13 protein-coding genes are annotated in these 15,137 nt (G+C 27.9%); 7 read left to right on the top strand and 6 right to left on the bottom strand.

All coding sequences use genetic code 11. The features are described from left to right. Window positions 1-59: 59 nt before the first annotated feature. The 5 genes from nuoF to ndhC all read right to left on the bottom strand — a co-directional run bounded on the left by nuoF (window position 60) and on the right by ndhC (window position 4,916). Window positions 60-1,394: an NADH-quinone oxidoreductase subunit NuoF gene (gene nuoF / locus D9V72_RS00790; protein ID WP_158354629.1), complete on the bottom strand. Its 1,335-nt coding sequence runs from the start codon at window positions 1,392-1,394 to the stop codon at window positions 60-62. Next, entirely contained in the window at window positions 1,391-1,879 is a 489-nt protein-coding gene (gene nuoE / locus D9V72_RS00785) for an NADH-quinone oxidoreductase subunit NuoE (protein WP_158354628.1), read from the bottom strand. Before nuoE ends, nuoF begins: the two co-directional genes overlap by 4 nt. Window positions 1,880-1,901: 22 nt before the next feature. Further along, a complete protein-coding gene (gene nuoC / locus D9V72_RS00780; RefSeq protein WP_158354627.1) occupies window positions 1,902-3,704 on the bottom strand; it encodes an NADH-quinone oxidoreductase subunit C/D in 1,803 nt (600 codons plus the stop codon). A gap of 97 nt (window positions 3,705-3,801) precedes the next feature. Beyond that, entirely contained in the window at window positions 3,802-4,476 is a 675-nt protein-coding gene (locus D9V72_RS00775; RefSeq protein ID WP_158354626.1) for a NuoB/complex I 20 kDa subunit family protein, read from the bottom strand. 56 nt (window positions 4,477-4,532) lie between these two features. Continuing rightward, a complete protein-coding gene (gene ndhC, locus D9V72_RS00770) occupies window positions 4,533-4,916 on the bottom strand; it encodes an NADH-quinone oxidoreductase subunit A (RefSeq protein ID WP_158354624.1) in 384 nt (127 codons plus the stop codon). Window positions 4,917-5,253: 337 nt separating this feature from the next. Here ndhC and dnaK point away from each other — a divergent pair, with 337 nt between their 5' ends. Next, window positions 5,254-7,167: a molecular chaperone DnaK gene (gene dnaK / locus D9V72_RS00765; RefSeq protein WP_158354622.1), complete on the top strand. Its 1,914-nt coding sequence runs from the start codon at window positions 5,254-5,256 to the stop codon at window positions 7,165-7,167. A gap of 112 nt (window positions 7,168-7,279) precedes the next feature. Beyond that, complete coding sequence (gene dnaJ / locus D9V72_RS00760) at window positions 7,280-8,416, top strand: molecular chaperone DnaJ (protein ID WP_158354620.1); 1,137 nt, start codon at window positions 7,280-7,282, stop codon at window positions 8,414-8,416. A 49-nt stretch (window positions 8,417-8,465) separates the two neighbouring features. On the opposite strand, the gene rpsT is transcribed toward dnaJ, so the two are convergent. Further along, complete coding sequence (rpsT, locus tag D9V72_RS00755) at window positions 8,466-8,735, bottom strand: 30S ribosomal protein S20 (RefSeq protein ID WP_158354618.1); 270 nt, start codon at window positions 8,733-8,735, stop codon at window positions 8,466-8,468. Between the two features lie 205 nt (window positions 8,736-8,940). On the opposite strand from rpsT, the gene ribF reads away from it, so the two are divergent. The 5 genes from ribF to dapB all read left to right on the top strand — a co-directional run bounded on the left by ribF (window position 8,941) and on the right by dapB (window position 15,043). After that, window positions 8,941-9,879, top strand: coding sequence for a bifunctional riboflavin kinase/FAD synthetase (gene ribF / locus D9V72_RS00750; protein WP_158354616.1), 939 nt, complete (start codon window positions 8,941-8,943; stop codon window positions 9,877-9,879). Between the two features lie 20 nt (window positions 9,880-9,899). Continuing rightward, the gene (gene ileS, locus D9V72_RS00745; protein WP_158354614.1) at window positions 9,900-12,722 is read left to right on the top strand and encodes an isoleucine--tRNA ligase; all 2,823 of its coding nucleotides are present in this window, start codon (window positions 9,900-9,902) and stop codon (window positions 12,720-12,722) included. Then, window positions 12,722-13,198, top strand: coding sequence for a signal peptidase II (gene lspA, locus D9V72_RS00740; protein WP_158354612.1), 477 nt, complete (start codon window positions 12,722-12,724; stop codon window positions 13,196-13,198). The genes ileS and lspA overlap by 1 nt, the downstream gene beginning before the upstream one ends. Before the next feature lie 68 nt (window positions 13,199-13,266). Continuing rightward, a complete protein-coding gene (ispH, locus tag D9V72_RS00735) occupies window positions 13,267-14,238 on the top strand; it encodes a 4-hydroxy-3-methylbut-2-enyl diphosphate reductase (protein ID WP_158354610.1) in 972 nt (323 codons plus the stop codon). After that, on the top strand, window positions 14,231-15,043 hold the full coding sequence (gene dapB, locus D9V72_RS00730) for a 4-hydroxy-tetrahydrodipicolinate reductase (protein ID WP_158354608.1): 813 nt from the start codon (window positions 14,231-14,233) through the stop codon (window positions 15,041-15,043). Before ispH ends, dapB begins: the two co-directional genes overlap by 8 nt. Window positions 15,044-15,137: the final 94 nt, after the last annotated feature.

Genomic DNA, 15,137 nt, shown 5'->3' with positions numbered 1-15,137 from the left:
TCTATTTTAGAGAAATCTATTTAAAATAAATATTTTTTATAACAATTTCAATATTTTAACTAAATATCGTTAGATTGAATTCCAATAATTTTTTCATAGAATTTAATTTTTTTTATGTTAATTCCAGATTCAAATTCAGATCGAAAATATTTGATAGCACTTTGTAAAGGTTCTATTGCTCCCGGTGCATGAGCGCAAAATGTTTTTCCCGGACTCAAATGAGAACATAATCGTTCTAAATTTTGAACATCGTTCTTTTGTCCTTTTTTTTGTTCTAAACTTTTTAATATTTTCACAATCCATGGTAATCCATCTCGACATGGTGTGCATAAGCCACATGATTCTCGAGCAAAAAATTTTTCTATATTATAGACGAGAGAAACCATATTAGTTTTGTTATCAACAGCCATACAAAGAGCAGTTCCTAAACGACTACCAGCTTGACTAATGTTATTAAAATCCATTGGAAGATCTAAATGTTCTTCAGTTAAAAAATCTGTTCCTGCACCACCTGGTTGCCAAGCTTTCAAGAAAAAACCAGACTTCATTCCAAATGCATAATCTTCTAAAATTTCACGAGCGGTAATACCAAAGGGTACTTCCCAAACACCAGGATTCTTTACTTTTCCTGAAAAACCCATTAATTTAGTGCCTGTATCAGAACTTCTAGATAAACTTTTATACCAATCTACACCATTTAGTATAATAGATGGAACATTAGATAATGTTTCAACATTATTTACACAAGTAGGTTTTCCCCATAAACCAAATACTGCTGGAAATGGTGGCTTAGATCTAGGATTAGCTCTACGACCTTCTAAAGAATTGATTAAAGCTGTTTCTTCACCACAAATATATCGCCCAGCTCCAGTATGTAAAACTAGTTCAAAATTAAAACCACTTCCTAAAATATTTAATCCAATATAACCAAAATTTATCGCTTCCTGTATAGATTTTTTCAAAACATATTCTGCTTGAATATATTCTCCTCTCAAAAAGATATATGCACGAGAAACATTTAATGCATACGATGCTAATATTATTCCTTCAATTAATTGATGGGGAAGTTTTTCAATTAATAATCTATCTTTATATGTACCAGGTTCCATTTCATCAGCGTTACATATTAAATAAGAACATTCTTTCATGTAAGATGCGTTTTTAGACATTAAACTCCATTTTAAACCAGTAGAAAATCCTGCCCCTCCTCTTCCTTTTAAACCAGATTCTTTTATTGTATTTACAATATCTTCTGGCAGCATGTCTTTTAATGCTTTTTTTAAAGCTGTATAACCATTTAAATTACAATATTCTTCAATCCACACGGTTTTTTGATCATCTCTTAACCGCCAAGTGAGAGGATGTGTTTCTGCAATACGTAAAATTTTATTCATTTGTATGATTCCAACAAATGTGGTATAGATTCTGGAGTCAAAAAAGAATATGTATCTTCATTGATCATGATTGTTGGACTTTTATCACAATTTCCTAAACAACAAACTGGTAATAAGGTAAATCTATTATCTTTAGTAGTTTCTCCTATTTTAATTTTTAAATAATCTTCTAAAGCCATTTTAATTGTTTTATAACCAGTTAGAAAACAAACGACGCTATCGCAATACCGGATAATATTACGACCTACAGGTTTACGAAAAATTTGACTATAAAAAGTAGCAACTCCTTCAACATCACTTGTTTTGATTTTAAGTATTTCAGCAATAGCATGAATGGCTTGATCAGAAATCCAGCCTCGTTTTTTTTGAACAATTTTTAATGCTTCTATTGAAATAGCACGAAAATTTTCATAATATTTCTTTTGATTTTCTATTTCATTTATTTCTTCATTAGTTAACTTAAATTTTATAGAAATTTCTCGAATTTGACTTTTTTTTTATTCATAATTATCTATCCACGTCAGACATAACAAAATCTATGCTACCTAAGTATACAATTAAATCTGATATTAAACTTCCACGAATTACTGAAGGTATTTGTTGTAAATGTGGAAAGCTAGGTGTGCGTATTCTTGTGCGATAACTCATCGTACCACCATCACTGATTAAGTAGTAACTATTAATTCCTTTTGTTGCCTCAATCATTTGAAAACTTTCATTTGCTGGAATCACTGGACCCCAAGAAACTTGTAAAAAATGAGTAATCATAGTTTCAATATTTTGTAAAACACATTCTTTAGAAGGCGGTGTAGTTAATGAATCTTGAGATTTAAAAGAACCTTTTGGCATATTATGTAAACATTGTTTTAAAATAATAAGACTTTGATAAATTTCTTCTACTTTAATCATTACTCTAGAATAACAATCACTTATTCCTGAACCTATTGGTACTTCAAAAGTATAATTTTGATATCCAGAGTACGGTCGCCATTTTCTTACATCAAAATCTAATCCTGTAGCACGTAAACCTGCACCAGTTACACCCCATTGCAATGCTTCTTTTTTATTATATTTAGCAATTCCTTTTGAGCGATTTATTAAAATACTGTTTTTTAAAGCAGTTTTTATATAATATTTTAATCGTTTGGGCATCCAATCAAGAAACTCTTTTAATAAAATATGCCAACCTTCTGGCAAATCATTAGCTACTCCACCAATACGAAACCAAGCAGGATGCATACGAGCACCTGTAATTGCTTCAACTAAATCATATATTTTTTGACGATCAGTAAAAGCAAAAAAAACTGGAGTCATAGATCCTACATCCTGAATAAAAGTTGAGATGTATAATAGATGACTATTTATTCTAAATAACTCTGACATCATTACTCTAATAACTTCTGCTTTTTCTGGAACTGAGATATTAGCTAATTTTTCTACAGCCAACACATAAGGAAGTTCATTTACACAACCACCAAGATATTCAATTCGGTCAGTATATGGAATATAACTATGCCACGACTGACGTTCTGCCATTTTTTCAGCTCCGCGATGATGATATCCAATATCTGGGACACAATCTACAATATTCTCACCATCTAATTGCAAAATGATTCTAAAAGCACCATGAGCAGAAGGATGATTCGGTCCTAAATTTAAAAACATAAATTCTACATTATCATGTTTGCGTTTCATACCCCATGACTCAGGATTAAATCTTAGTGCTTCCATTTCCAAATCTTCTTTCTCTTCATTTAAAAAAAATGGTTCATACTCCGTTGCTCTTGCTGAAAAATCTTTTCTTAATGGATGCCCTTTCCATGTATTAGGCATAATAATACGAGTTAAATTAGGATGTTTATCAAAGATAATGCCAAACATATCCCAAGTTTCACGTTCATACCAATTTGCATTAGGAAATAGAACAGTAAATGTTGGCAAAATTAAATCATGTTTTAATAGTGGTACTTTGATCATAATATCAGAGTTACGTTCAATAGATATCAAATGATAAAAAACTGAAAAATCAGCTTCAGGCAAATTTTCACGATTTAATCTGAGACGTTCATCTATACCATGCAAATCATAAAGCATAATATATGGTTTAGATAAATTACATAAAAATCTCCCTACTTCTATTAATAATATTCTATTGATCCAAATAACAGGAAAACCAGTCAAAGTAGTTTGATAAAAACACAGTTCTCTACCAAAAACATCAAACAAATTTTTAACTACTGAATCTGTTAAATGTTCTCTGGTTTTTTTTTTCGGAAAAAACGTATCTTCTTTTGAAATTAAATCTATCATAAATCTCTCACTGTACTGAGTTGAAAAATATAATAATACTATTATCTAAAACACACATGAGTCATATTAAAGAAATGTATATTTTTCAATTAAATAGTTAAATTTTTTCTGAAGTTGGAAGATTAATAATCTTAATTGTTTTATTTCTCTTTTTAACTTTTTCAGACAGCATTTTTTTATGATATACACCTTGTTCTCCAATAACCCAAGATAATGGTCTTCTTTCTTCATTAATTAACTTTTGCAATAACATTAAACCTTGCATATATGCTTCAGGACGAGGTGGACAACCAGGAATATAAATATCAACCGGTAAAAATTTATCTACACCTTGCACAACAGAATAAATATCGTACATACCTCCAGAATTAGCACATGCTCCCATCGAAATAACCCATTTCGGTTCTAACATTTGATCATATAATCTTTGAATAACAGGAGCCATTTTTATAAATGGAGTACCCGCAATAACCATCACATCAGCTTGTCTAGGAGATGCACGTAAAACTTCAGATCCAAAACGTGCAACATCATGAACAGAAGTAAAAGCAGAAACCATTTCAACATAACAACAAGACAAACCAAAATTATAAGGCCATAGAGAATTTTTCCGTCCCCAATTAACTAACTTATGTAATAATTGAGTTATTTTACCCATGAAAACATTCTTTCTTAAATATTCTTCAATAGGATCTGAAACAGACTCAATCTTTTGTTTTGGATAGTTTTTATTATTTTTATCACTATCTACTCTAGTTAAAGTATAATTCATGTTATATCTCATTAAATCAAAATATATTATATGTTTAAAATAATTAAATATTATTTTTATTTTGAAGACACCCAATTTAACGCTTTAATACGAACTAAATAAAATAATCCTAATAAAAGAGATATTGTAAACATCAAAGCTTCACTAAATCCAGTCCATCCAGATTCTTTTATACTAATAGACCAAGCATACAAATAAAGTGTTTCAACATCAAAAATAACAAAAAACATAGCAACTAGATAAAATTTCACAGAAAAATAAATATGAGCATTTTCTGTTGATATAATCCCTGATTCAAAAGGAGTATTTTTATATCTAGATAAAGATCTACCACCTAATAACCAACTTAACAAAAGCATAAAACAACATAATCCAAAAGAAAACACTACAAAAACAAAAAAAGATAAACATTCAGTAATTGTTTCTGTATTTATGAACATAGATTTCCCCTAAAAATTTTTGTAATACTTAAATTACTATATGTTAATCATTTTAGATGTCTAAACTATATAAAAAAGCAAACTTACTATAACATTAAATATGTTAATCAATATGTCAAATAAAAAAATCTTATAATATCAGTTATAGTGTATTAAAACTTTATTTTTTTTCTGTTAACCCTTGATGAGCGGAAAAGCGACCCCATCTAATAATCATTCAATGTTGTAGAAGTAAAGTAATAATATAAAACGCTATGTAACTAATTAAAAGCCAAAAAAATGGCCACATAAAGGTTGCAAACCCAATTTATCAAGATATTAAATAGGAGAAACGTTCATGGGTAAAATTATTGGTATTGACTTGGGAACAACCAACTCTTGTGTTGCCATTATGGATGGCAACAAACCTCGTGTTTTAGAAAATGCTGAAGGTGATCGCACTACACCTTCAATTATTGCGTATACTCAAGAAGGAGAAGTTTTAGTTGGACAACCTGCTAAACGTCAAGCTATAACTAATCCAAAAAATACACTTTTTGCTATAAAACGTTTAATTGGTAGAAAATTTCAAGATGATGAAGTACAACGTGATATAAAAATCATGCCTTACAGAATTGTAAATTCTGATAATGGTGATGCATGGATTGACGTTAAAAAACAAAAAATGGCACCTCCTCAAATTTCTGCAGAAGTATTAAAGAAGATGAAAAAAACTGCAGAAGATTATTTAGGAGAAACAGTAAAAGAAGCCGTTATTACAGTTCCTGCATATTTTAACGATGCTCAACGTCAAGCAACTAAAGATGCCGGAAGAATTGCAGGACTAGAAGTAAAAAGAATTATTAACGAACCAACAGCAGCAGCACTTGCATATGGTTTAGATAAGGGAAAAGGAAATAGAACAATAGCTGTTTATGATTTAGGTGGTGGAACTTTTGATATATCTATTATTGAAATTGACGACGTAGATAAAGAAAAAACATTCGAAGTTCTTGCTACTAATGGAGATACACATCTTGGAGGAGAAGATTTCGATAGTAGATTAATTAATTATTTAGTAACAGAATTTAAGAAAGAACAAGGAATAGATTTAAGAAACGATCCATTGTCCATGCAACGTTTAAAAGAATCTGCAGAAAAAGCTAAAATAGAATTATCATCTGCACAACAAACAGATGTTAATCTTCCTTATATTACAGCAGATGCCAATGGACCTAAACATTTAAATATTAAAGTCACTCGATCAAAATTAGAATCTTTAGTAGAAGATTTAATAATACGCTCTATTGAACCACTAAAAGTTGCATTAAAAGACGCTGGATTATCAATATCAGATATAAATGATGTAATATTGGTAGGTGGTCAAACAAGAATGCCTATGGTTCAAGCTAAAGTCGCAGACTTTTTTGGAAAAGAACCTAGAAAAGATGTAAATCCAGACGAAGCTGTAGCAGTTGGTGCGGCAGTACAAGGAGGAGTACTCTCTGGTGATGTTAAAGATGTTTTACTACTCGATGTAACTCCTTTATCACTAGGAATTGAAACTATGGGTGGAATAATGACTCCACTTATAACTAAAAATACTACTATTCCTACTAAACATAGTCAAATATTTTCAACAGCAGAAGACAATCAATCAGCAGTAACTATACATGTTTTACAAGGTGAACGTAAAAGATCATCAGATAATAAATCATTAGGACAATTTAACTTAGATGGAATTGATCCAGCACCTAGAGGCACAGCACAAATTGAAGTAACATTTGATATTGATTCTGATGGAATATTACATGTATCTGCAAAAGACAAGAAAACTGGAAAAGAACAAAAAATTACTATAAAAGCATCTTCTGGACTAAATGAAGAAGAAATTAAAAAAATGGTAAACGATGCAGAAGCTAATTCTGAAGCAGATCAAAAATTTGAAGAATTAATTCAAACAAGAAACCAAGGTGATCAGTTAGTTCACAGTATAAAAAAACAATTAAACGAAAATAAAGATTTAATTGATGAAGAAAATAAAAAAAATATTCAATTAGCTTTAGATGAATTAGAAAAAGCATTAAAAGGAGAAAATAAATCTGATATTGAAAAAAATATACAAAATCTTTTAAAAACATCTTCTTTGCTAAAAGAAATTCATCAAAAAAAATCAGAAAAAAATCAGAAAGACGAAAATATATCATCTAATAAAAAAGATGAAAATGTTGTAGATGCAGAATTTGAAGAAATTAAAGATCCTAAAAAATAATTAATTTGAATACAGGATTAAAAAGTAACTATTACGGACTTTAAACTAGCACGGGCGCAGATAATCTTCTACGCCCGTGTAATTATTTTTAAATCAGGAAGAGTAAGTAAGAATGGCAAAAAAAGACTATTATCAAGTTTTAGGGATTTCAAAATCAGCTGAAGAACGTGAAATTAAAAAAGCGTACAAACGATTAGCAATGAAGTATCATCCTGATCGAAATCAAGGAGATAAAACTGCTGAGGGAAAATTTAAAGAAATAAAAGAAGCTTACGAAATTTTAATCAATGAAGAAAAACGAAATGCATATGATCAATATGGACATGCAGCATTTGAAAATGGTCAATCTAATAATACATACAGTAGCACTTTCACCAGTTCTGCAGATTTTGGAGACATTTTTGGTGACGTATTTGGAGATATTTTTGGAGGTAATAGAACTCAAAGATCCAAAAAAGGATCAGATTTATGCTACAATATAGAAATTTTATTAGAAGAAGCAGTAAAAGGAACAAAAAAAGAAATTCAAATTCCAACTCTTCAGAAATGTCACACATGTTATGGAACTGGTGCAAGAACTGGAACTAAACCTCGCGCATGTGCTACCTGCCATGGTAAAGGTCAAATACATATTAGAAAAGGATTTTTTACTGTACAACAATCATGTCCTACATGTCACGGAAAAGGTTCAGTAATTACTGATCCCTGTAATTTATGCCGTGGACAAGGACGAATTGAAAAATATAAAACATTGTCAGTAAAAATTCCACCAGGTGTTGATACTAATGATCGAATTCGTTTGAATAATGAAGGAGAAGCCGGTGCTAATGGTGCACAATCAGGCGATCTTTATGTACAAATTACAGTTAAAAAACATCCTATTTTTGAACGAGAAGAAAATAATTTATATTGTGAAGTACCAATAAATTTTACAATGGCTGCATTAGGTGGAGAAATAGAGGTTCCTACACTAGATGGTAGAGTTAAACTAAAAATACCTCATGAAACACAATCAGGAAAACTTTTTCGTATTCGTGGAAGAGGAGTAAAATCTATACAAAATAGACATCAAGGTGATTTATTATGTCGTGTTGTCGTAGAAACACCTGTTAATCTTAATGACAAACAAAAAAATCTTTTACATGAATTAGGAAATAGTTTTAATGGTTTTCGAGGTGAAAAAAACAGTCCTCGTTCAAAAAGATTTTTTGATGGAGTGAAAAGATTTTTTGATGACTTGACAAGGTAGAGTTTTATAAAGTATTGCTTCTAAATTAGAGGCAATACTATTAATGATACTATATTTTACATATTTTACTAATTTGTAATGAAAAATTAGACTTGTAGCGTGCAGCTTTATTTTTGTGTATTAAACCTTTATTTACATGACTATCAATAATGGGTTGCATTTGTTTAAATGCATCTTCTGCTGTTTTTTTATTGCCAGACATAATAGCTACTCGTACTTTTTTTATAAAAGTACGAATCATTGAGCGTCGACTAGAATTTTTTTTTCGACGTTTTTCAGATGTAACTGCATCTTTTTTAGCAGATTTTATATTAGCCAATTTTTACCTCTAATAATTTTAAAAAATCACAAATTTATTTAAAAAAAAATATTAATATACTAAAAATACATTATGATTAATATAATTTTAATGATGTATTTAATTAAAAGTAATTTTTTTTAAGAAAATATAAAAAAATTCTATCAGTTTTTTAAAAAAAATTTTTTCAACATAATTTACTTCATTTAATAAGGTTGACTTAACAATGAAGATCATACGAGGCATCCATAATATTAAAGAAACAGATTCTAATTCAGTTATCACTATTGGGAACTTTGATGGAGTACACTTAGGTCATCAGAAATTATTTTTAAATACATGTAAAATAGGTAAAAAATATAAATTATCAACTATAATTATTTTATTTGAACCCCAACCACTAGAATTTTTAAGAAAAAACAATGCTCCTGGTCGGATTACACAATTCCGTGAAAAAGTAAAACGTATTTCTTCTTATGGTTTCAATAATATTTTATGTATTAGATTTAATAAGTCTTTCGAATCTCTAAGTGCAGAAGATTTTATCATAAATATACTAATAAATAAACTACATGTAAAATTTGTAGTAATAGGAGATGATTTTAGATTCGGATTCAAAAAAAATGGAAATGTTGATCTATTAAAAAAATTAGGAAATAAATATCAATTTAATGTTATAAAAGTTGAATCCTTATATAAAAATAATATAAAAATTAGTAGTACTAATATTAGAAAAGCGCTTTCTAAAAATAATACGAAATTAGCTTCTTTATTTCTTGGTCGTACATTTAGCATATCTGGTAAAGTTGTTCATGGACATGCAATAGGAAGAACAATAAATTATCCTACAGCTAATATACTTTTAAATAAAAATTTTCCATTAACTAATGGAGTATATGCAGTGAAAGTAAGATACTCTTCAAATAAAAAAAAAGCTGTAGGAATATCTAATATTGGGATCAAACCTAGTTTTTTCAATGAAAAAAAAAATAAATTACTTGAAGTGTACTTATTTAATATAGAAATAGATTTATATGGAAAGGATATAGAAGTATTTATATATCAAAAAATACGTGATGAAAAAGTTTTTCCTTCAAAAAAAGAACTAAAAGATCAAATTTTTCAAGATATTTTAAGAGTTAAAAAATATTTTAAAATTTATTAGAAATATTGGAAAAAACAAAAATGAATGATTATAAAAAAACTTTAAACTTGCCTAAAACAAAGTTTTCTATGCGAGGAAATCTTGCACAAAAAGAGCTAAAAACATTAAAAGATTGGCAGAAAAACAATTTATATGAATTAATTAGAAAAAAAAAGCAAGAAAAAAAAATATTTTTTCTTCATGATGGTCCACCATATGCTAATGGAAATATTCACATTGGACATGCAGTAAATAAAGTTTTAAAAGACATCATCATCAAATCCAAAAATATGTCAGGTTTTGATGCGCCTTATATTCCATCTTGGGATTGTCATGGATTACCAATCGAACAAAAAGTTGAAGAAAAAATTAAATTTAATCAGGAAAAAATATCTACTTCAAAATTTCAAGAAAAATGTAGAAAATATGCACAAAATCAAGTTGAAAAACAAAAAAAAGATTTTATTAGATTAGGAGTGATAGGTGATTGGGAAAATTCTCATCTTACAATGAATTTTAAAAATGAAGCAAATATAATCAGAACTTTGTCTAAAATTATCAAAAAAAAATATTTATACCAAGATTTCAGGCCTATACATTGGTGTCTGAAATGTTCATCATCATTGTCTGAAGCAGAAATTGAATATGCTAAAAAACAATCAGATTCAATTATAGTTGGTTTTAAATGTAAAGAAAAATCAATTATAGAAAATTTATTTCATTTTCAAATTTCAAATAACAAAGAAATTCACCTACTTATCTGGACAACAACACCATGGACACTTCCATCTAGCAAAGCTATCTCAATACATCCAAATTTTCAGTATCAATTAATAGAAACTAAAAAACATTATTTAATTATAGCAAAGGAATTAATTGAAAGTGTACTAAACACATTAAATATAAAAACATGGATAGAAATAAATTCTGTTAAAGGAAAATTATTAGAGAAAATAAAGTTTTTGCATCCATTTTTAAACAATGTTGATTTACCTGTAATTTTAGGAGAACACGTAACTCTTGAGTCAGGAACCGGAGCTGTTCATACAGCACCAGATCATGGGCTAGACGATTATATAATTAGTCAAAAATACAATATTAAAACAAGCAATTTAGTAGATTTTAAAGGAGATTACATCTCTGACATACATCCTAAATTAGATGGTATAAATATTTTTAAAGCAAATCTAATTATTATAGAATTATTAATTAAAAATAACACATTATTTCATCATAAATATTTACAACACAATTATCCACATTGTTGGAGACATAAAAGTCCAGTTATATATAGAGCCACTCCGCAGTGGTTTATAAACATAGATCAAATGCAATTGCGTGATAAATTATTAAAAGAAATAAAAAATGTAGATTGGATACCAGAATGGGGAGAATTAAGAATAAGAGAAATGATTAAAAAAAGACCTAATTGGTGCATTTCAAGACAAAGAAAATGGGGTGTTCCAATGTCGATTTTTATACATAAGACTAAAAGAACAATTCATCCTGAAACTTTTCTTTTAATGGAAAAAATAGCAAAAAAAGTAGAATTAGAAGGAATACAAGCATGGTGGAACATGAATTTAGACGAGATATTAGGTAAAGAACATAATTCATATGAAAAAGTTTTAGACATATTAGATGTATGGTTTGAATCAGGGAATACACATACTTCAATAGAATACCATAATAAAAAATATACTAAAAAAAATGCAGACATGTATTTAGAAGGATCAGATCAACATAGAGGTTGGTTTATGTCTTCATTAATAATATCAACATTAATTACTAATAAGGCACCATATTCTGAAGTATTAACACATGGATTTGTTGTAGATGAAAAAGGACAAAAAATGTCTAAATCTATAGGTAATACTATTAGTCCCAACGATGTAGTAAATACGTCAGGAGCTGATATTTTAAGACTATGGATTGCTTCTTCTAATTACTCTAACGATATTTCAATTTCTCATGAAATATTAAAGCGTTCATCAGAAATATATAGAAGAATTAGAAATACAGCACGCTTTATGTTAGCAAATATTAATGATTTTGATCCTAAAAAAGACATAATATCTAAAGATAAGATGATTTTTTTAGATAAATGGGCTATAGGACAAACTAAAATAGTACAAGAAGAAATTATTAATTTGTATAAAAATTATAACTTTCATGCGATAGTACAACGTTTGATGTATTTTTGTTCCATAGAAATGGGTTCTTTCTACCTTGACATAATAAAAGACAGACAATACACATTAAAAGTTGATAGTCAAGAAAGACGTAGTTCTCAAACAGCTATATATTATATAATTAATTCACTTGTACGATGGATTGCACCAATATTGTCTTTTACTGCCGATGAAATATGGAGCTATTTACCAAATAAAAATTGTCAATATGTATTTATGGAAGAGTGGTTTGACAAATTATTTTATTTAGATCAAGATGACTTATTTAATTATCAATTTTGGAATGAAATAATTAAAATAAAAAACGAAATAAATAAATTCTTAGAAGAAGCAATAAAAAATAAAACTATTAATAATTCACTGGAAGCTTCAATAGTTTTATATGTCTCAACTAAATTATTAAATAAACTAAAAATTTTAGGAAAAGAAATAAAATTTATTTTTTTAACATCTGATATAGAACTAAAATTATATGATATAGCTCCTATAAACACAAAAAAAAGCAAAATTATTCCAGATTTAAAAATCTCTTTAGAAAAAGTTAAAGGTAAAAAATGTCCACGATGTTGGCATTATTTTAATTTCTCTAAAAGTAATATAAAAAATAGTAATATCTGCAATCGCTGTATTTTAAATACTACAGGACATGGTGAAAAACGTATATTTGTATAATGAAAAATCAATATCTTAAAAAATTTAAAAACTGGATTTATATAACTATAATAATTTTTATTCTTATTATAGATGCATCTAGTAAATATTGGATTACACAATATATTAAAATATATGAAACAAAAAAAATTTTTTCAATATTAAATTTTTTTCATGTACATAACTATGGTGCAGCATTTAGCTTATTATCTAATGAAAAAGGATGGCAAATATGGTTTTTATCAATTATTAGTGTTCTTACTATACTAGTAGTAGCAAGAATTATTGTAAAATCAAAAAAACAAGATAAAAAAAAAATAACTGGATATTCCTTCATCATTGCAGGTGCAATAGGAAACTTAATAGACCGAATTATTTATGGATTCGTCATAGATTTTATTGATGTACATATTAATAATTGGCATTTTGCTACGTTTAATGTAGCTGATTGCAGCATTTTTATTGGTATCATAATGCTTATACGAATAAATTATTAAATATAAAAAATTAAATAGTTTATATAATATTCAATAACTATTAATATGGATATTTTAGAGGTGATAGAGTGAATATTATACTAACTAACCCTCGAGGTTTTTGTGCTGGTGTTAAAAGAGCAATTTCAATAGTTGAAAATGCATTAAAAATTTATAAAAAAACAATTTATATCAGACACGAACTCGTACATAACGAATATGTTATCAATGAATTACGTAAAAAAGGTGTTGTTTTTGTTGAAAAAATTTCACAAATTCCAGATCATTCAGTAGTGATTTTTTCTGCACATGGTGTATCAAAAGAAGTTGTGCAAGAAGCTTTTAAAAAAAAATTAATTGTATTGAATGCTACTTGTCCATTAGTAGAAAAAGTACATATGGAAGTTTCAAAATCTAGCAATAAAGGAATAGAAACAATTCTTATTGGCCATAAAGGACATCCTGAAGTAGAAGGTACAATGGGACAATACAACAATAAAAATGGGAAAATATATCTTGTTGAATCTATAGAAGACGTAAATAATTTATCTGTTAAAAATGATCAAAAATTGAATTTTGTTACACAGACTACCCTATCTATTACAAATACAAAAAATATCATTACTGCTTTGAAAAATAAATTTCCAAAAATTTCTGGTCCTATTAAAGAAGATATCTGTTATGCAACAACTAATCGTCAAATAGCAGTTCGTGAATTATCTCAAATAACTGATATAATATTTGTAATAGGTTCAAAGAATTCTTCTAATGCTAATCGTTTGAAGGAATTAGGCAAAGAAACTGGTACATATACAAAACTTATTGGATCTTTTCTTGATATCAAACCAAAATGGCTAATAAATAAAAATTATATTGGAATTACAGCCGGTGCATCTGCACCAGAAATATTGGTAAAAGAAGTAATTAAACATTTACAAACATTAGGTGCTAATAAACTCACTGAAATCATAGGTATTAAAGAAAAAAGAGTTTTCAAAATTCCCAAAAAAATATTAAATATCAAAACAATTTTAGACGATGTGGATAAAAAAAATGAATAAAAAAACTCGTATTGCAATTACTGGTCCTATGGGTCGTATGGGTCAAATGCTTATTAAAGAAATTCACAAACATGAAAATGCATATTTAACAGCAGCTTTAGTTCAAAAAAATCACCCGCTAATCGGAAAAGATATTGGTGATATTCTGAAAATAGGAAAGATGAACGTCTGTCTTACTGAAATGCTAAATATAAAAAAAAATGATTTTGATGTTTTAATTGATTTTACTAAACCTAGTAGTACATTGGAGTATTTGCAATACTGCAACAAATTTAAAAAAAATATTATTATTGGAACTACTGGATTTTCAAAAGAAGAAATCAATATGATGAAATCATATTCTCAAAATATTGCTATGATCGTATCATCAAATTTTAGTATAGGAATTAATTTACTATTTCAATTAATTGAAAAAACTACCCAAGTTATCGGAAAAAATTCTGACATAGACATCATTGAATATCATCATCGTAATAAAATAGATTCTCCTTCAGGTACAGCATTAGCAATAGGCGAAGTTATATCAAAAGTAATGAATTGGGATTTAAACACACATTCTATATATTATAAAAAAGGAATAAATAAAATTAGAGATGGAAAAAAAATTGGATTTTCTACTGTACGTGCAGGTAGCATTATTGGTAAACATAGTGTCATGTTTTCTAGTTCTAGTGAAGAAATTAAAATTACTCATACTGCATCCAATAGAAAAGCTTTTGCTAAAGGTGCTATACACTCAGCTTTATGGATTCACAAAAAAAATGCAGGTCTATTTGATATGAAAGATGTGTTATCATTTTATTAATATAGACTTATGTTTGTAGACTTATATTTGAAAAATACTTAATTTAAATTATGTAATTTTCAACAAAATATAAATCTTTTTCATGATAATAGAC

It is taken from the genome of Buchnera aphidicola (Macrosiphum gaurae), assembly GCF_005080965.1.
GTDB classification, from domain to species: Bacteria; Pseudomonadota; Gammaproteobacteria; order Enterobacterales; family Enterobacteriaceae; genus Buchnera; species Buchnera aphidicola_S.
The sequence above is the reverse complement of the archived record's forward strand: the minus strand, read 5'-3'. Positions and strand labels throughout refer to the sequence as shown.